This window comes from Micromonospora sp. DT44, assembly GCF_049841635.1.
GTDB lineage: Bacteria > Actinomycetota > Actinomycetes > Mycobacteriales > Micromonosporaceae > Micromonospora.
This window is the reverse complement of sequence record NZ_JBNCKS010000025.1, coordinates 19,582-37,299: the sequence shown is the minus strand read 5'-3', so window position 1 is coordinate 37,299 and position 17,718 is coordinate 19,582. Positions and strand designations below refer to the sequence as shown.

Here is a 17,718-nt window from a genome sequence, read left to right as displayed (position 1 = left end):
TGGGCTCCGCAACCGGGGCGGATCGGTTCAGCTCGGGCGGCCGGGAAATGCGACAGTCGGCGGGGCCACCCCGGCGGCCTTGCGCCACTTGGTGGCCCGTACGGCGTACTCGACGAGGGCGGCCAGCGCCTGGTCCCGGTCGGCGCCGGTGGTGGACGCCAACGCGGCACGCCAGTGCGCCGCGGTGCGCTCCTCCACCTCGATGGCCAGCCGGAGGGCGCTCGCCCAGTTGGTGACCGGGAACGGCAGCGCGTAGCCGGCCCGGCCCGGTGGAACGGTGCCCCCCGCGGCGCTCAACTGCACCACCACCGCGTCGCGTCGGCGTCGGTGCGCGGCCTCCGCCTGGTGGGCGGCGTCGCGAACCGCGCCGGTGAGTCGGACCCCGATCCGCCCGTACGCGTAGATGGCCGCGTACTCGGCGGTGAGCGCGGCGGCGAGGGCCTCCTCGGCGGTGGGCTGCTTCACTTCAGTGCCTCCTGGTGGGTGGCCCGCGCCGCGGCGATCGATCCGAGCAGGGCGGCCCGTGCGGCGGGCGCGGCGGCGCAGGCGGCGGTCGCGGACTGCTGGGCGGCCTTCTCCCGCGCGCGAAGGTCGGCGAGAGCGGCCGCCGGCTCGGTGGCCGCGGTGGCGCTCGGGTCGACGGCGGGTGCGGACGGCAGGGTGATGCCGACGACCCGGGCGAGTTCGGTGGCGTGCGCGGTGTGCGTCTCGGCGATGGGATTGAGGCGGTCGGCCAGGTCCGGGTGGGCGGCGGCGCTCGCCCGGTACGCGGTGGCGAGGCTCAATGACTCGTCCACCATCGACCGCAGCGGGTCCGGCGGTGGCGTCGGTTCGTCGTCACGGTCGAAAAGATCACAGCCTGTCAGCGGCGCCACCGCGCCGCCGAGCGCCAGGAGAGCGCCGGCCCGGAGGAGCTTTCGCCGAGATTGTCCGAATACCTGGTCGCGCTGAGTCGTTCTGCCGATCCCCACCGGGCAAGTCAACACCATCGGGTCGGGTCCGGGCGTCACCGGCGTCGGTGCGCCGCCCGGCCCACCGCCCGGCAGGCGCGTTACGCTCTGCGCAGCCACCGGCGCGTCCGCTCCGGTGGCGTGCCGGCATGGCGGGACGACGTCCCGATCGACCAGGGAAAGGGTGCGTACATGACGCAGCGTGGCCGTACCACCAGGTCGACGGGTCGACCCCGCGACGACGCGGGCCCCCGCGCTCCACGCGGCGGCGGCGGTGATCTCGCGGCCCGCCGCACCCGGTTGCGGACCGTGATCGAGCCGGTGGTCAACGGCGTGGGCTACGACCTGGAGGACCTGTCGGTCTCCCGAGCCGGACGCCGGCACGTGGTGCGGGTGATCGTGGACGCGGACGGCGGGATCGACCTGGACGCCGTCGCGGACGTCTCCCGCGCGGTCTCGAAGGCGCTGGACGCGGCCGACGAGGCCGACGGCGACATCGTCGCCGGGGAGTACCAGCTCGAGGTCAGCTCGCCCGGCGTGGACCGGCCGCTCACCCTGCCCCGGCACTGGCGACGCAACGTGGGCCGACTGGTCAAGGTCACCGTCCGGGGTGCCGCGGCGCTGCCCGGCCAACGCGGCGAGCAGCCCTCGGGGGATCGTCAGGTGACCGGCCGGGTGCTCGGGGCCGACGACGAGGGCGTACGACTGGAGACCGACGGCGGCGAGGTCCAGTGGGCATACGCCCAGCTTGGACCGGGCCGGGTGCAGGTCGAGTTCACCCGCCTCGCCGAGCTGGGCGAGCCGGACGAGTTCGACGACGCGGACGAGACCGACGAGTACGACGATGCAGACGACATCGACGACGATGATGATGTGGAGGACGAGGAGAGGTGAACATCGACCTCGCGGCGCTGCGCGCACTCGAGCGCGAGCGGGAGATCCCGTTCGACACGATCCTCGCGGCGATCGAGACCGCGTTGCTGACCGCCTACCGGCACACCGACGGCGCTGAGCCGCACGCCCGGGTGGAGATCGACCGTAAGTCCGGCGCGGCCCTGGTGTACGCGCAGGAGATGGACGAGGACGGCTCGCTGGTGCGGGAGTGGGACGACACCCCGCACGACTTCGGCCGGATCGCCGCCATGACCGCCAAGCAGGTGATCCTTCAGCGCCTGCGGGAGGCCACCGACGAGGTGCACTTCGGCGAGTACGTGGGCCGCGAGGGTGACCTGGTCACCGGCGTGGTGCAGGCGCACGAGACCCGTATCGAGAAGGGCATCGTCAGCGTCGACCTGGGCAAGCTGGAGGGTGTGCTGCCGCAGTCCGAGCAGGTGCCCGGCGAGCGGTACGTGCACGGCGAGCGGGTCCGCTGCGTCGTGGTGCACGTGGCCAAGGGCATGCGCGGGCCGCAGATCACCCTGTCCCGGTCGCACCCGGCGCTGGTCAAGAAGCTCTTCGCGCTGGAGGTCCCGGAGATCGCCGACGGCACCGTCGAGATCGGTGCGATCGCGCGTGAGGCAGGTCACCGTACGAAGATCGCCGTCCGCTCCACCACCCCCGGCGTGAACGCCAAGGGCGCCTGCATCGGTCCGATGGGTCAGCGGGTGCGCGCCGTGATGAGCGAGCTGCACGGCGAAAAGATCGACATCATCGACTGGTCGGACGACCCCGCCACCTTCGTCGGGAACGCGTTGTCGCCGGCCAAGGCGCTGCGGGTCGAGGTCGTGGACCTGGCCGGTCGGGCCGCCCGGGTGACCGTTCCGGACTTCCAGCTTTCGCTCGCCATCGGCCGCGAGGGGCAGAATGCCCGCCTTGCTGCCCGCTTGACCGGTTGGCGGATCGATATTCGATCCGATGCGGAGCAGACGGCTCCGGCCGCGCGCGGGGCCGTGGATCAGGTGCGGGAGCCGGGCGGCGCGATCTCGGGCAGCTAGGGGTAGACTTCTTCCAGTGGTACGACGCACTCAGCCGGAGCGCACCTGTGTGGGTTGCCGGCAACGTGCGCCGGCCAGCGAATTGCTGCGGGTCGTCGCGGTCAGAGACGAGGCTGGTCACAGCCTCAGGCCTGATCCGCGCCGCAGGCTGCCGGGTCGGGGAGCGAACATGCACCCGGATCCGGCCTGCTTCGCGCTGGCGGTGCGGCGCCGCGCCTTCGGGCGAGCGCTGCGGATCACCGAGGTCCTCGACCACGGTGTGCTGGCAGAGCACGTCGATGCGCCAACCACTACGTCCGGTCAGCCCGACCGGGCGAGGGTCGCTAGCAGGGTAGGACGACCGACATGAGCACACGATGAAGTCCCTGAAATGACCAGGCTTCAAGTGCACGAGTGAGGTCGCTGCGGGTGCTGCCCGCACGACCTCGGAGTGAGGAGTGCAGTGGCAGGCAAGGCCCGCGTACACGAGCTTGCAAAAGAGCTCGGGGTCGAGAGTAAGACCGTTCTCGCCAAGTTGAAGGAAATGGGCGAGTTCGTGAAGTCAGCGTCCAGCACCGTCGAGGCGCCCGTCGCCCGGCGACTGCGTAACGCGTTCGTCGCGTCCGCCGGGTCCCCGGCTCCGGCCGCCCCGTCGGCGCCCGTGTCGACGCCGGCTTCCAACCCGACCCCGACGCCGTCTCCGACCCCGGGCGCGCCCCGGGTCTCGGCCAGGCCGATGCCGCCTCGGCGGCCGGCCGCGCCGGTACCCGGTCCGAAGCCCAAGGGTCCGGTGCCCGGTACGCCGCAGACGGCGGCCCCGGTCGCCAAGCCGGCGAGTGCCCACGACATCGAGGTGGCGGCCGCGGAGGCGCGCGCCGCCGCGCTGAAGGCTGAGCAGGAGGCCGCGGTCAAGGCCGCGCAGGCAGCCCGCCAGCAGCAGCGTGACAACCCCGTCCGCCGGGAGCCTCCGGCCGACGGCAACCGGCCCGGTCCTCGGCCGGGTCCTGCGGCGATGCCGCCCCGTCCCGGTTCACCGGCAGCTCGTCCGAGCACGCCGGCTCCGGGTCCGGGTGCCCGCCCCGGCGGTCGTCCGCCGGCGCGCGGCGCCGGCAACAACCCGTTCGGCATCCAGGGTGGCCAGCAGCAGCGGCCCCCGGCCGCCGGCGCGGGTGGCCCTCGGCCGAACAGCCCGGCGGGTATGCCGCCGCGGCCGAGCCCGAACTCCATGCCGCCGCGGCCCAGCCCGGCGTCCATGCCGAGTCAGCGTCCGGCCGCCGGTCGTCCCGGCCCCGGTGGCGCGGGTCGCCCCGGTGGCGGCGCGGGTCGTCCCGGTGGCGGTGGCGGCGGATTCCGTGGCGGTCCCGGCGGTGGCGCCGGTGGCGGTGGCGGCGGTTACCGCGGCGGCCCTGGTGGCGGCGCGGGTGCCGGCGGTGGCGGTGGCTACCGTGGCGGTCCCGGCGGCGGTGGCGGTGCTCCCGGCGGCGGTTTCCGTCCGGGTGGTCCGGCCGGTGGCGGCGGTCGTCCGGGTGCGGGCGGTCGTGGCCGTGGCGGCGGCGCCGCGGGTGCCTTCGGGCGTCCGGGTGGTCGGCCGACGCGCGGTCGGAAGTCCAAGAAGCAGCGCAGACAGGAGTTCGACAACCTGTCGGCTCCGACCATGAGCTCGGGTGCTCCCCGGGGTCAGGGTCAGGTCGTCCGGCTCTCCCGTGGCGCCTCGCTGTCGGACTTCGCCGACAAGATCAACGCCAACCCGGGTTCGCTGGTCCAGGAGATGTTCAACCTGGGCGAGATGGTCACCGCGACCCAGTCCTGTTCTGACGACACCCTGCACCTGCTGGGTGAGCACCTGGGCTTCGACATCCAGATCGTCAGCCCGGAGGACGAGGACCGCGAGCTGCTCGCGCAGTTCAACATCGACCTCGACGCGGAGGTGGCCGAGGAGCGTCTGGTCAGCCGTGCGCCGGTGGTGACCGTCATGGGTCACGTCGACCACGGTAAGACCAAGCTGCTCGACGCCATCCGTAAGGCGAACGTCGTGGCCGGTGAGGCGGGTGGCATCACCCAGCACATCGGTGCGTACCAGGTCCACGTCCCGCACGAGGGCGAGGACCGGGCGGTCACGTTCATCGACACCCCGGGTCACGAGGCGTTCACCGCCATGCGTGCCCGTGGCGCCCAGGTCACGGACATCGTGATCCTGGTCGTCGCGGCCGACGACGGTGTGATGCCGCAGACCATCGAGGCGTTGAACCACGCCAAGGCGGCCGACGTGCCGATCGTGGTCGCGGTCAACAAGGTCGACAAGCCGGACGCCAACCCGGACAAGGTCCGCCAGCAGCTGACCGAGTACGGCCTGGTCGCCGAGGAGTACGGCGGCGACACCATGTTCGTCAACGTGGCCGCGAAGCCGGGCATCGGCATCGAGGAGCTCCTCGAGGCCGTCCTGCTCACCGCCGACGCGTCGCTGGAGCTGACCGCTCCGATCGACGGGCCGGCGCAGGGTGTGGCCATCGAGGCGCACCTGGACAAGGGTCGCGGTGCGGTGGCGACGGTGCTGGTGCAGAAGGGCACCCTGCGGGCGGGCGACTCCATCGTCGCCGGTGGGGCGCACGGCCGGGTCCGGGCCATGCTCGACGAGAACGGCAACCAGCTCTCCGAGGCTGGTCCGGCGCGTCCGGTCATGGTTCTGGGTCTGACCGCCCCGCCCGGTGCGGGTGACACGTTCCTCGCCGCGGCGGACGACCGTACGGTGCGGCAGATCGCCGAGCAGCGCCAGGCACGGCGGCGGGCGGCGTCCTTCGCCAACTCCCGTGGCCGGGCCACTCTTGAGACGCTCATGGAGCAGCTCAAGGAGGGCGAGAAGACCTCGCTCAACCTCATCCTCAAGGGCGATGTCTCCGGTTCGGTGGAGGCTCTCGAGGACGCGCTGTTCAACCTCGACATCCCCGAGGAGGTCCAGCTCAAGGTCCTCGACCGGGGCGTCGGTGCGATCACGGAGAGCAACGTCATGCTCGCCAGCGCGTCGTCCGAGCCGGTCACGATCATCGGCTTCAACGTGCGGGCCTCGAACAAGGTCCGCGAGATGGCCGACCGCGAGGGCGTGGAGATCCGGTACTACACGGTCATCTACCAGGCCATCGAGGAGATCGAGGCAGCGCTCAAGGGCCTGCTCAAGCCGGAGTACGAGGAGGCCGAGCTGGGCAGCGCGGAGATCCGCGACGTGTTCCGCTCGTCCAAGATCGGCAACATCTCCGGTTGCATCGTCCGGTCGGGCATCATCCGACGCAACGCGAAGGCTCGGCTGCTTCGGGACGGGACGGTCGTGGCGGACAACCTCACGATCACCTCGCTCAAGCGGTTCAAGGACGACGCAACCGAGGTCCGCGAGGGCTTCGAGTGTGGTCTGACCCTGGGTGGTTACAACAACGTCCAGGTCGGCGACGTCATCGAGACCTTCGAGATGCGGGAGAAGGTTCGCGCCTGATCCGGCAGTGACACGCTGATCAAGGGGTTTACGCCGACCGGCGTAAACCCCTTGATCATGCGGGGTGGGGTGGCGGTATCGTCCGGGGCGATGTTCACCGGAACCGCGGTCTTCGACCTGCTGCTGCCGGGCGACTCCCGGTCGCTCAAAGCCAAGAGATCATATGTACGGCCGATCGTGGCGGCCCTGCGCCGCTTCGAGGTGTCGGCCGCCGAGGTGGGAGCGCTCGACCTACACGGTCGAGCCCAGATTGCGGTGGCCGTGGTCGCCGCCGAGGCGGCGCACGTCCGCGAGGTGCTCGACTCCTGCGAGCACCTGATGGCCGCCCGTCCCGAGGTCGAACTGCTGTCGGTTCGACGCCGGCTGTACGGCGTGGACGACGACTGACCCACGGGGCCGGCGGTGCCCGGCGACCGGCGCCGCCGCGAAGGTAGTGTTCGAGATGTTGGCCGGTCGGCCGGCGGCCTCCAGGGCCGCCGGGCCGGCCGGGAGCGGGACGCCGTGGAGGTGGCGAGATGTCTGATCCGGCCAAGGTACGCCGGCACGCGGAACGAGTGCGTGAGCTGGTCGCTTCGGTGGTGCGGAGCCAGATCAAGGATCCGCGCCTGGGCATGATCACCATCACCGACGCCCGGATCACCGCCGACCTGCGCGACGCGACGGTCTTCTACACGGTGCTGGGTGACGCGGTGGCCCAGGCGGACACGGCGGCGGCTCTGGAGAGCGCCAAGGGGTTGCTGCGCAGCACGGTCGGTAAGGCGCTCGGGCTGCGGCACTCGCCCACGCTGACGTTCGTCCTGGACGACGTGCAGGACCAGGTCAAGCACATCGACGACCTGCTCGCCGCCGCCCGCAACGCCGACGCGGAGGTGCAGCGGCTGGCCGCGCGCGCCGAGTACGCGGGCGACGCGCAGCCGTACCGCGTCGAGGACGAGGACGACGAGACGGACGAGGAGGCCGACGCGGCCGCCGACGCCACGGAGACTCCCCGGGGTGGGGCGGCGCGGTGACGGGCGCCGCCGGTGCTCAGCTCGCCGCGACGGTCGACGTCGGCCCGTCCGAGGCGGACTGGGCGGCGGCCGAGGCGCTGATCCGTGCTCTCCCGTCGACCGGCCGGGTGCTGCTGATCTGCCACGTCAACCCGGACGGTGACGCGCTGGGCAGCATGCTCGGCTTCGGTCTGGGCCTGCGTCAGTTCGGCGTACACCGGGTGCAGGCGACCTTTCCCGGACCGCCGGAGGTACCCGAGCCGTTGCGGGGTCTGCCCGGGATGGAGCTTCTGGTCCCGGCGGGCGACGCCGACCCCGCGCCGGACCTGGTGATCTGCTTCGACGCGGCCAGCGAGTCGCGCCTCGGTGCGCTGGCCGACCGGCTGTCGACGGCCGGTGCGGCGCTGGTGCTCGACCACCACGCCTCGAACCCGGGCTTCGGTACGGTCAACCTGGTCGAACCGGGTGCTGCCGCCACGTCGGTGGTCGCCGATCGGCTCCTGGCGCGGCTGGGCGTGACGACGGACCGGGCCATCGCTGAGTGCCTGTACGTGGCGTTGACCACGGACACCGGCTCGTTCCGCTTCGAGGCGACCACTCCGGCCGTACACCAGGTGGCCGCCCGGTTGCTCGCCACCGGCATCTCGCCCGGTGACATCTCCCGGCGCGTCTTCGACACCCGACCCTTCGGAGCGGTTCGACTCTTCGGTGAGGTGCTCGGCCGTGCCCGTCTGGAGCCGGCCGCCGCCGACGGTCAGGGCCTGGTGTGGACCACCGCCACCCTCGACGACCTGGCCCGCCACGACCAGCCGCCGTACGTGCTGGAGGCGCTCATCGACTCGGTGCGGTGCACCGCCGAGGCCGACGTGAGCTGCGTGCTGAAGCAGACCGCGCCCGACGAGTGGGCCGTGTCGATGCGCAGCAAGGGCGCCGTGGACGTCAGCCGCGTGGCGGTCGCGATGGGCGGGGGCGGCCACCGGTTCGCGGCCGGGTTCACCGGCCGGGGGAGCGCGGAGCAGGTCGTCGAGGCGATCCGCGGCGAGTTGGGCGCGGCGCTGGTCTCCGGCGTCGGCTGACCCCCCGGCGGTCCTCCCGCCGCGGTGCCCCCTGGTGGCCGGCACGGCAAGTTCAGGGTCAGCTCCGGGGAGTGTTGGCCTTCCCGCGCTGGGTGAGACCGGGAAGAATTGCGGGATGGAGCAGCCGCACGATCTCACCGTGGAGGCCCCCCGAGCCTGGGACCGGCCCGCCGTCTCCGTTCCGGTTCTCCTCTGCCTGTCCCTCGTCGGGGGCCGGTTCGCGTCGTTCTCCACCGAGGCGAATCTCTACACGCTCGGCACCGGCGGGGTGTTGATCTGGCTCGGTCTGAGCAACCGGGTGCCCCGGCGTCCGGCGCCGCCCCGGCTGGGCGCGGGAGCGGCGTGGTGGGCCCTGCCGGTCGTGATCTTCGGTGTCTTCGAGGGCGCCACCTTCGTGCTCGCCGTGGGGGACGATTTTCCCACCTTCTCCCGGCTCGCCGACCCCCTACTGGAAGATCATCTGACTCGGTCGGTGGCGTGGTTCGCCTGGTTGGCCGCGTTCTGGGGATTGGTGCGGCGATGATGCGGGCCCTCGCGATCGGCGGCTTCCTGGCCGCGCTCGTCCTCTTCGCCGTCATCGAGGTGCTGGCCCGCCGGGAGGGCTCCCGGATCCCCACGATGAGCGACATGTGCGCGTACGTGATGCGCTACGAGGTCGGCCCGGTACCGGTGGGCAGGATCGGTCTGTTCGGCTTCTGGTGGTGGCTGGGCTGGCACTTCCTGGCCCGGTGAGCCGGGCTGCCGATGGTCCAAATGGCGGGAACCGTGGGCAGCATATGGACCTGAACGATAACTTGGGAAGTGGCCGGCACCACAGTGTGGTGCAGGTCGTGGGTGGTGGTGCCACACCTCGCGCCGCCTCCCTCCAGGGTCGGACCGACCCGGGCTCTCGCTGCCCAGTCGGCTGCTCCGGTAACCCCGGACCGCCGTGGGGCGCTCAGCACGACCGCCCGTGAGGGCCGCCGCGTGTCGGTGGCTCGCACCCTGGAAGGAGCGCCACCATGCCGAACAAGCCCAAGCCCGAGACCACGGACGACGCCCGCGAGCAGGCCCGCCGCGCGCTGCAGACGTCGATGGACACCCGTCAGTAAGTCGACCCGCCCGGTGGTGATCTCTCCGGTCGGCGCGGTCGGCGCGGTCGGCGCGGTCGGGACGGTCGGCGCGGTCGGGACGGTCGGGACGGTCGGCGCGGTCGGACGCGGTCTGGCGCGCCTTTGGAGCTGAATCGTCTGCGGCATCACGGCCTGACTCGTCTGCGGCATCAGCTCCAAAGTCTCTGACCAGCGGCCGCGCCCCGGACTGCGGGCACGGCAGCGCCCGAGCGCCCCGGGCACTGTGCGCCCGAGCGCCCCGGGCACTGTGCGCCCGAGCGCCCCGGGCACTGTGCGCCCGAGCGCCACCGCTGCGACCATGGGCCCGAGCGCACCGGCACTGTCCGCCTGAGTGCCACCGCTGGCGCACGTAAGTGGTCTGCGGGATTGCGATCCTTACCGCGATCGTGCCAGGATCGTCGGCGATGAGCCAGACCGCCACCGTCGACCGATCCGCCTCGCCACGTCGGATCGCGAGTCTCGCCCTGCCGGCGCTCGTGGTGCTCGCCGCCGAGCCGCTCTACGTGCTCGTCGACACGGCCGTCGTCGGGCACCTCGGTCGCGTACCGCTCGCCGCGCTCGCCGTCGGCGGCACGGTGATGACGCTCACCGCCTGGCTTGGAACGGTCGTCGCGTACGGCACCACGGGGCGTTCGGCCCGTCGCTTCGGCGCCGGCGACCGGGCGGCGGCGGTGGCCGAGGGAGTGCAGTCGTCCTGGCTGGCGCTCGGCGTCGGACTGCTGGTCGCGATCGGCATGCAGATCGGCGGGGGCGCGTTGGCGCGTACCCTCGCCGGAGGTGGTGGCGACGTGGCCGGCGCGGCCGCTGCGTGGCTGCGCGTCGCGGCGCTCGGCGCCCCTGGCCTGTTGCTCGCCGCAGCCGGCAACGGCTGGCTGCGCGGCGTGCAGGACACCCGCCGTCCGCTGTACTTCGTGCTCGGCCCCAACCTGGTCTCCGCCCTGCTCTGCCCGCTGCTGGTCTACCCCGCCGGCCTGGGCCTGACCGGCTCGGCGGTCGCCAACGCGGTCGCGCAGACCCTCTCCGGCGTGCTCTTCGCCGGGGCGCTGGTCGCCGAGCGGGTGTCGCTGCGGCCCCGGCCGCGACTGATCCGCGACCAGTTGGTGCTCAGCCGGGACCTGCTGATCCGGGGCGTGGCGTTCCAGGCCAGCTTCCTCTCCGCGACGGCGGTCGCCGCCCGCTTCGGCGCCGCCGCCGTCGGCGCCCACCAGATCGCCCTGCAACTGTGGTTCTTCACGGCGCTGGTGCTCGACGCGCTCGCCATCGCCGCGCAGTCCCTGGTCGGCGCCGCGCTCGGGTCGGGCGACGCGGCGGGCGCGCGGGCGCTGGCCCGCCGGATCGGCCTGCTCGGCGGCGTCTGCGGCGTCGCCTTCGCCGTGGTCATCGCCGCCGGCGCGGGCGTCGTGCCGTCCTGGTTCAGCTCCGACGCTCAGGTACGGGAGCAGGCGATGCTCGCCTGGCCCTGGTTCGTCGCCATGCTGCCGCTGGCTGGCGTCGTGTTCGCGCTCGACGGTGTGTTGATCGGCGCCGGTGACGTCCGTTACCTGCGCAATCTCACCATCGTGGCGGCGCTCGGCGGCTTCCTCCCGGCCATCTGGCTGGCGTACGTGCTCAACCTGGGACTCGGTGGCATCTGGGCGGGACTCACCCTGTTCGTGGTGATCCGACTCGTCGCCCTGTTGCTGCGGGTGCGCTCCGGCGGCTGGGCGGTGGTCGGGGCGGTTCGCTGACCCGCTCGCCGGTCAGCAGCGGACGGTGGTCGGCGGGGGCGCGTCGAGATCGAAGATCGTGCCCGGGTCGCCCGCGGGTATCCGATCCCCGTGCGTGTCGGCCATCCAGAACTGCTCCTGCACCCAGCCGTCCCGGAGCTTGCCGCAGTCCGCGTTCCAGGTCACCGCCTCCGCTGAGACGATCCACAGGCCACGAGCGGAAGCCGGCACGTCCTCCGGGTGCGGCACCTTCCACACCACACGGTCACGCAGCGCCACCACACTGGCGTCGGCCGGCGCCCGAAGGTCCACGTCGAAGGGGTACGCCCACACGAACTCCGTGGAGACCTCCAGCATCCGGGTGCCGTTCTCCGTGGTGGCCCGGTAGCTGACCCGTCCGTCGGCTCGGATACCGAGCTCCCAGTCCGAGGGCGACGCCATCCGGGTCGCGTACCGCAGGAAGGCGTTGCCGGTGAAGTCCGACCTGAGCTGCTCACGAAGGTCCGGGGCGAGCAGCCGGAGGAACGGCTCCGGGTCGCCCGAGAGCATGGACACGTCCAGTCGGCTCTCGATCAACGCCTTACGCACCGTCTCCAACGCCGCACCTACCTGGGCCTCGGTGAAGGGCCCGGTGGCCTTCGCCGCCGGCATCCGCACGGCCTGTTCACCGGGGGCGAAGGAGGCCGCCGGTGAGCCGGCGAACAGGTCCCGCGGTTCGCCCACTCTGCTCACCGGCGGGGTGGGAGTCGCCGAGGTGGACGTGCGGACGCCATCGGCCAGCCGGTCGACGATCACCAGGCCGCCGCCGACCATCGCCAGGGCCAGCAGGAGTCCAAGTCCCAGCATCAGCGCGCCGTTGTGCCGGGCGGAGAAGAAGCGGACCCGTTCCCAGCCGGCGGGCTGGTGCTCGGTCTGCGCCGAGTTCATCCACTCCGGGAGCGCCACCGGGTTGACCTCCGCGACCGCGGCCGGCGGCGAGGGCGGATCGGTCGGGCCCGGGGGTGTGGGCCCGTTCGGCGCAGCCTGCGTCATGGTTCTTCCCGTCAGTAATCGCCGCTGGTGGCCAGCGCGAGGAGATAGTAGGCGCCCGTCACCAGGGCGGTGCCGAGGACGCCAGCCGTGATGAAGGACAGCACGGCGACGAGGTGAGGATGCGTCTCGCTCCACCGAGCCCGGTCGCGTCGGCGCCACATCGCGCGGCGGGCCGTCCGGAGCGCCGCCGAACGTTCGATCAGATCGTCGATGTAGCGGGCCGGGGTCCGCCGCTTCGGTGTCGGATGCCGCATCCACTGCGGCAGATCGACCCGAGCGCGGTGCTCGTGGGCCGGACGGTGGTCGGGGGTCATCGGAGTCCTGGTCCTCGTCTACGGGAGCGGGCGGATGATCTTCGCATCTTCGGGAGGTCGTTGGCGGACCCGTGGGACAAACCGGCCGAACCAGCGATGCGCAAGCGGGGGCTCTGGTCACGGCGGGCGTGCCCACGCAGCGCGCGGTCCGGGTCGTCTGGCAGGCTTGGCCGACGTGAGCACCGATGGTCTGATCGTCGTCGACAAGCCCGGCGGCATGACGTCGCACGACGTGGTGGCGCGGATCCGCCGACTGGCGAAGACCCGGCGGGTGGGGCACGGGGGCACCCTCGACCCGATGGCCACCGGCGTACTGGTGATCGGCGTCGGCCGTGCCACCCGACTGCTGACCTACGTGATCGGTGCGGGCAAGAGCTACACCGGCACCATCCGGTTGGGCCAGGCCACCGTCACCGACGACGCCGAGGGCGACGTGATCGCCACGACCCCGGCCGGTCACGTCACCGACGAGGCCGTCCACGCCGCGCTGACCGCGCTGAGCGGCGAGGTCGACCAGGTGCCGAGCGCCGTCAGCGCCATCAAGATCGACGGGCAGCGGGCGTACCAGCGGGTACGCGACGGTGAGAGCGTCGACCTGCCCGCGCGTCGGGTGACCATCTCCCGGCTGGAGGTGCTGGCGATCCGCCGCGGCGAGCCGGACGTGGTGGACGTGGACATCGACGTGACCTGCTCCTCGGGCACGTACATCCGGGCCATCGCCCGGGACGCGGGCCTGGCCCTCGGTGTCGGCGGGCACCTCACCGCGCTGCGCCGGACCGCGGTGGGTGGCTTCGCCCTCGCCGAGGCGGCCACCCTCGAACAGCTCGAGGAGCGCGCCCCGGAGGTGGTGAACCTGCCGCTCGACGCGGCGGCCGACCGGTTCTTCCCCCGCCGTGACGCGACCCCCGACGAGGCGAAGGTGCTCGGCCACGGCGGGCCGCTGGACCCGGCCGGCATCGCCGGGCCGTACGCCGTCTTCGGCCCCACCGGAGGTCTGATCGCTATCGTCAGCGAGCGGGACGGCCGAGCCCGCGCGGAGATCGTGCTCGCCCCGGCCTGACGGCGGGACGCAGGTCCGCCGGCTCCCGGCCGGCGCAGTCGACCCGCCGACGGGCGGGACAGCAGGGGAGGATTGGCATGCAGCGGTGGCGGGGGTACGACGCGGCGCCCGGAGGATGGGGGCGCTCGGTCGTCACCATCGGCGTCTTCGACGGCGTGCACAAGGGGCACCAGGCGACCATCGGACACGCCGTGGCCCGCGCCCGGGAGTTGGGCGTGCAGTCCGTGGTGGTCACGTTCGATCCGCACCCCGCCGAGGTGGTCCGCCCCGGCTCACACCCCGCGATCCTCACCGAGCCGAGCCGCAAGGCCGAGTTGATCGAGGCCCTCGGCGTGGACGTGCTCTGTGTGGTGCCGTTCACTCCCGAGTTCTCGCGGCTGACGCCCGAGCAGTTCGTGCACGACATCCTGGTCGAGCACCTGCACGCGGCGCTGGTGGTGGTCGGCGACAACTTCCGCTTCGGGCACCGCGCGGCCGGCGACGTGGCGCTGCTGGAGCGGCTGGGCCAGACCTTCGGCTTCGGGGTGGAGGGCAGCCCGCTGATCGCCGCGGCTGGCACGGTCTTCTCCTCCACGTACATCCGCTCCTGCGTCGACGCGGGCGACGTGGGCGCCGCGGCGGACGCGCTGGGTCGCGCGCACCGGGTGGAGGGCGTGGTGGTCCGTGGTGACCAGCGCGGCCGGGTGCTGGGCTTCCCCACCGCGAACCTGCTCTGCCACCGGTACGCGTCGGTGCCCGCCGACGGGGTGTACGCGGCCCGCATGATCCGCCGGGGCCAGCCCGAGCCGCTGATGGCCGCAGTCTCGGTGGGCACCAACCCGACCTTCTCCGGCCGGGAGCGGCGGGTCGAGGCGTACGCGCTGGACTTCTCCGGCGATCTGTACGGCGAGCGACTGGCGCTGGACTTCGTGACGCACCTGCGCGGTCAGGTCCGGTACGACTCGATCGAGCCGCTGATCGCCCAGATCGAAGAGGACGTCGAGCGCACCCGGCGCGCGCTGGGCTGATCATCCGGGGGGCCACGCGGGCCCTTGGCCGGGTGTTACCGGCGGGTGCTGGTAGTCTTGCGGAGACGTCGGGTGACCGGCGTGGGGCCTCGCGTGCCTGCTCGACGCCGCGGGTGCGAGGAACCGGTCCGTTCCCGGTCTCGTCGGGACGACGGACACCTACTTGATCAACCCACTGAAACAGGGAGAACATGGCGCTCGACCAGGAAGCCAAGGCCAGCATCCGCGCGGAGTACGCGACCGCCGAGGGCGACACCGGTTCGCCGGAGGTGCAGGTAGCGGTCCTCACCAAGCGGATCGCTGAGCTGACCGAGCACCTGAAGGTGCACAAGCACGACCACCACAGCCGCCGAGGGCTGCTGCTGCTGGTCGGCCGTCGCCGTCGGCTGCTCAACTACGTCCAGAAGAAGGACATCGCCCGCTACCGGACGCTCATCGAGCGGCTCGGTCTGCGCCGGTGACGTGACGGGGGAGCGGCCGTACGGCGGCTCCCCCGACCCGCGTCCCACCTGAAAGAAAACGGGCCGCGCGACCACCCGCGAGGGAGCCGGTCAGCGTACCGGTCTCCGGTAGTGGCCCCCGGGAACCCGGCAGCACGCCGGCCACCCGGGCGCTTCGATCGAAGACCGGCCGGCTGAGCAGCTCCCCGACGTCGTGGGCCCACGACGCGAAGGAGCACGACAGCACATGACCGAGACCAAACTCGGCACCGAATCCCGCACCGCTGTGATCGACAACGGGTCCTTCGGCACCCGCGAGATCACCTTCTCCACCGGTCGACTGGCTCGCCAGGCCGCCGGTTCCGTCATCGCCCAGCTGGGCGAGACGGTCGTCCTCTCCGCCACCACCGCCGGCAAGCAGCCGAAGGAGCAGTTCGACTTCTTCCCGCTGACCGTCGACGTCGAGGAGCGGATGTACGCCGCGGGCCGCATCCCCGGCTCGTTCTTCCGCCGCGAGGGCCGGCCCAGCGAGGACGCCATCCTCACCTGCCGCCTGATCGACCGGCCGCTGCGCCCGTCGTTCGTCAAGGGCCTGCGCAACGAGGTCCAGGTCGTCGAGACCATCCTCGCGCTCGACCCGCAGCACCCGTACGACGTCGTGGCGATCAACGCCGCCTCGATGTCGACCAAGCTCTCCGGTCTGCCGTTCTCGGGCCCGATCGGCGCGACCCGCGTCGCCCACATCGACGGCCAGTGGGTCGCCTTCCCGACCCTGGAGGAGCTGGCTCGCGCCACCTTTGACATGGTTGTGGCCGGCCGCACCCTCGAAGACGGCGACGTCGCGATCATGATGGTCGAGGCCGAGGCCACCCCGAACGCCGTGACCCTGATCGCCGGCGGCGCCACCGCGCCGACCGAGGAGGTCGTCGCCAGCGGCCTGGAGGCCGCCAAGCCGGCCATCCGCGAGCTGTGCCGGGCGCAGGCCGAGCTGGCCGAGGTCGCCGCCAAGCCGGTCGCCGAGTTCCCGGTTTTCCTGGACTACCAGGACGACGTGTTCGACGCGGTGGCCGACGTGGCCCGCGCCGAGGTCGCCGAGGCGATCACCATCGCCGGCAAGGCCGACCGCGAGGAGGCCCTGGACCGGGTTAAGGCCCGGGTCGCCGAGGAGCTGGGCGCTCGGTTCGAGGGTCGGGAGAAGGAGCTGTCCGCTGCCTTCCGGTCGCTCACCAAGTCCGAGGTGCGCAACCGCGTGCTGCGCGAGCAGGTCCGCATGGACGGGCGTGGCCCGCGCGACATCCGGGCGCTGACCGCCGAGGTCGGCGTGCTGCCCCGGGTGCACGGTTCGGCGCTGTTCGAGCGCGGCGAGACCCAGATCCTGGGCGTCACCACGCTGAACATGCTCCGCATGGAGCAGATGGTGGACACGCTGTCCCCGGAGAACCGCAAGCGCTACATGCACAACTACAACTTCCCGCCGTACTCGACCGGTGAGACCGGCCGGGTCGGCTCGCCGAAGCGGCGCGAGATCGGCCACGGGGCGCTCGCCGAGCGCGCGCTGATCCCGGTGCTGCCGTCGCGCGAGGAGTTCCCGTACGCCATCCGGCAGGTCTCCGAGGCGCTCGGCTCCAACGGCTCCACCTCGATGGGCTCGGTCTGCGCGTCGACGCTGGGCCTGCTCTCCGCGGGTGTCCCGCTGAAGGCGCCGGTCGCCGGCATCGCGATGGGGCTCATCTCCGACGAGGTGGACGGCAAGACCCAGTACGTGACGCTGACCGACATCCTCGGTGCCGAGGACGCGTTCGGTGACATGGACTTCAAGGTCGCCGGCACCCCGGAGTTCGTCACCGCGCTGCAGCTCGACACCAAGCTCAACGGCATCCCGTCGGACGTGCTGGCCGCCGCGCTTCAGCAGGCCAACGAGGCCCGGCAGATCATCCTGGGTGTCATGAAGGCGGCGATCGAGGCTCCGGCCGAGATGTCCGACTACGCGCCGCGGGTCACCACGGTCAAGATCCCGGTGGACAAGATCGGCATGGTGATCGGCCCGAAGGGTCAGACCATCAACGCGATCCAGGACGAGACCGGCGCCGAGATCTCCATCGAGGACGACGGCACGATCTACGTCGGCGCCACCAACGGCCCGTCGGCCCAGGCGGCCGTCGACCGGATCAACGGGATCGCCAACCCGACGCTGCCGAAGCAGGGCGAGCGGTTCCTCGGCACGGTGGTCAAGACCGCCGCGTTCGGTGCGTTCATCTCGCTGCTGCCGGGCCGTGACGGCCTGCTGCACATCTCCAAGGTGGGTGACGGCAAGCGGGTCGAGCGCGTCGAGGACTTCCTCAACGTGGGCGACCGGGTCGAGGTCGAGATCGCGGACATCGACGCGCGCGGCAAGATCTACCTGGACAAGGTCCGCCCGGAGGGCGCCGAGGCGCCGGCAGCCGGTGAGGCCGCCGGTGGCGACCGTCCGGCCGGCCGCGACCGGGGCGACCGGGGTCCGCGTGACCGGGGTGACCGCGAGCGTGGCGGCGACCGGGGCGGGCGTGGCCCGGAGCGCGGCGGCGAGGGCGGCAACGGCGGCGGCGAGGGTGGTGGCGACGGCGGCGAGCGTCCGCGTCGCCGGACCCGGCACAGCTGA

At 72.4% G+C, this 17,718-nt stretch carries 18 protein-coding genes; 14 read left to right on the top strand and 4 right to left on the bottom strand.

Annotated elements, in window-relative coordinates; translation table 11 throughout:
- Window positions 1-27 precede the first annotated feature (27 nt).
- Window positions 28-465, bottom strand: coding sequence for a ferritin-like domain-containing protein (locus ACLQ25_RS16320; RefSeq protein WP_425731717.1), 438 nt, complete (start codon window positions 463-465; stop codon window positions 28-30).
- The gene (locus tag ACLQ25_RS16315) at window positions 462-989 is read right to left on the bottom strand and encodes a hypothetical protein (protein WP_425731760.1); all 528 of its coding nucleotides are present in this window, start codon (window positions 987-989) and stop codon (window positions 462-464) included. The genes ACLQ25_RS16320 and ACLQ25_RS16315 overlap by 4 nt, the downstream gene beginning before the upstream one ends.
- Before the next feature lie 153 nt (window positions 990-1,142).
- Between ACLQ25_RS16315 and rimP the strand changes: the two genes are divergently transcribed.
- The 10 genes from rimP to ACLQ25_RS16265 all read left to right on the top strand — a co-directional run bounded on the left by rimP (window position 1,143) and on the right by ACLQ25_RS16265 (window position 11,248).
- Window positions 1,143-1,844 carry a ribosome maturation factor RimP gene (gene rimP / locus ACLQ25_RS16310; protein ID WP_425731716.1) on the top strand — a complete coding sequence of 234 codons (702 nt, stop codon included), beginning with the start codon at window positions 1,143-1,145 and terminating at the stop codon, window positions 1,842-1,844.
- Window positions 1,841-2,884 (top strand): transcription termination factor NusA, encoded by a 1,044-nt coding sequence (nusA, locus tag ACLQ25_RS16305; RefSeq protein WP_425731715.1) that lies wholly within the window; start codon window positions 1,841-1,843, stop codon window positions 2,882-2,884. Before rimP ends, nusA begins: the two co-directional genes overlap by 4 nt.
- 16 nt (window positions 2,885-2,900) lie before the next feature.
- The gene (locus tag ACLQ25_RS16300; RefSeq protein ID WP_425731714.1) at window positions 2,901-3,233 is read left to right on the top strand and encodes a YlxR family protein; all 333 of its coding nucleotides are present in this window, start codon (window positions 2,901-2,903) and stop codon (window positions 3,231-3,233) included.
- A 93-nt stretch (window positions 3,234-3,326) separates the two neighbouring features.
- Window positions 3,327-6,344: a translation initiation factor IF-2 gene (gene infB, locus ACLQ25_RS16295; protein WP_425731713.1), complete on the top strand. Its 3,018-nt coding sequence runs from the start codon at window positions 3,327-3,329 to the stop codon at window positions 6,342-6,344.
- A 90-nt stretch (window positions 6,345-6,434) separates the two neighbouring features.
- The gene (locus tag ACLQ25_RS16290) at window positions 6,435-6,731 is read left to right on the top strand and encodes a DUF503 domain-containing protein (protein WP_425731712.1); all 297 of its coding nucleotides are present in this window, start codon (window positions 6,435-6,437) and stop codon (window positions 6,729-6,731) included.
- Between the two features lie 128 nt (window positions 6,732-6,859).
- Window positions 6,860-7,354, top strand: a complete 495-nt coding sequence (gene rbfA, locus ACLQ25_RS16285; protein WP_425731711.1) for a 30S ribosome-binding factor RbfA — start codon at window positions 6,860-6,862, stop codon at window positions 7,352-7,354.
- The gene (locus tag ACLQ25_RS16280; RefSeq protein WP_425731710.1) at window positions 7,351-8,409 is read left to right on the top strand and encodes a DHH family phosphoesterase; all 1,059 of its coding nucleotides are present in this window, start codon (window positions 7,351-7,353) and stop codon (window positions 8,407-8,409) included. The genes rbfA and ACLQ25_RS16280 overlap by 4 nt, the downstream gene beginning before the upstream one ends.
- Before the next feature lie 115 nt (window positions 8,410-8,524).
- Window positions 8,525-8,932: a hypothetical protein gene (locus ACLQ25_RS16275; RefSeq protein ID WP_355051646.1), complete on the top strand. Its 408-nt coding sequence runs from the start codon at window positions 8,525-8,527 to the stop codon at window positions 8,930-8,932.
- Window positions 8,932-9,141, top strand: coding sequence for a DUF6186 family protein (locus ACLQ25_RS16270; RefSeq protein WP_425731759.1), 210 nt, complete (start codon window positions 8,932-8,934; stop codon window positions 9,139-9,141). Before ACLQ25_RS16275 ends, ACLQ25_RS16270 begins: the two co-directional genes overlap by 1 nt.
- A gap of 784 nt (window positions 9,142-9,925) precedes the next feature.
- On the top strand, window positions 9,926-11,248 hold the full coding sequence (locus tag ACLQ25_RS16265) for an MATE family efflux transporter (protein ID WP_425731709.1): 1,323 nt from the start codon (window positions 9,926-9,928) through the stop codon (window positions 11,246-11,248).
- Between the two features lie 12 nt (window positions 11,249-11,260).
- Here ACLQ25_RS16265 and ACLQ25_RS16260 read toward each other — a convergent pair whose 3' ends face one another.
- Together ACLQ25_RS16260 and ACLQ25_RS16255 are read right to left on the bottom strand one after the other, a co-directional pair.
- On the bottom strand, window positions 11,261-12,259 hold the full coding sequence (locus tag ACLQ25_RS16260) for a hypothetical protein (RefSeq protein ID WP_425731708.1): 999 nt from the start codon (window positions 12,257-12,259) through the stop codon (window positions 11,261-11,263).
- 11 nt (window positions 12,260-12,270) lie between these two features.
- The gene (locus ACLQ25_RS16255; RefSeq protein ID WP_425731707.1) at window positions 12,271-12,573 is read right to left on the bottom strand and encodes a hypothetical protein; all 303 of its coding nucleotides are present in this window, start codon (window positions 12,571-12,573) and stop codon (window positions 12,271-12,273) included.
- A gap of 175 nt (window positions 12,574-12,748) precedes the next feature.
- On the opposite strand from ACLQ25_RS16255, the gene truB reads away from it, so the two are divergent.
- The 4 genes from truB to ACLQ25_RS16235 all read left to right on the top strand — a co-directional run bounded on the left by truB (window position 12,749) and on the right by ACLQ25_RS16235 (window position 17,718).
- Window positions 12,749-13,633 carry a tRNA pseudouridine(55) synthase TruB gene (truB, locus tag ACLQ25_RS16250; protein ID WP_425731706.1) on the top strand — a complete coding sequence of 295 codons (885 nt, stop codon included), beginning with the start codon at window positions 12,749-12,751 and terminating at the stop codon, window positions 13,631-13,633.
- Window positions 13,634-13,710: 77 nt separating this feature from the next.
- Window positions 13,711-14,640 (top strand): bifunctional riboflavin kinase/FAD synthetase, encoded by a 930-nt coding sequence (locus tag ACLQ25_RS16245; RefSeq protein WP_425731705.1) that lies wholly within the window; start codon window positions 13,711-13,713, stop codon window positions 14,638-14,640.
- Between the two features lie 191 nt (window positions 14,641-14,831).
- Complete coding sequence (gene rpsO / locus ACLQ25_RS16240; RefSeq protein ID WP_007456699.1) at window positions 14,832-15,101, top strand: 30S ribosomal protein S15; 270 nt, start codon at window positions 14,832-14,834, stop codon at window positions 15,099-15,101.
- Window positions 15,102-15,327: 226 nt separating this feature from the next.
- Complete coding sequence (locus tag ACLQ25_RS16235) at window positions 15,328-17,718, top strand: polyribonucleotide nucleotidyltransferase (RefSeq protein ID WP_425731704.1); 2,391 nt, start codon at window positions 15,328-15,330, stop codon at window positions 17,716-17,718.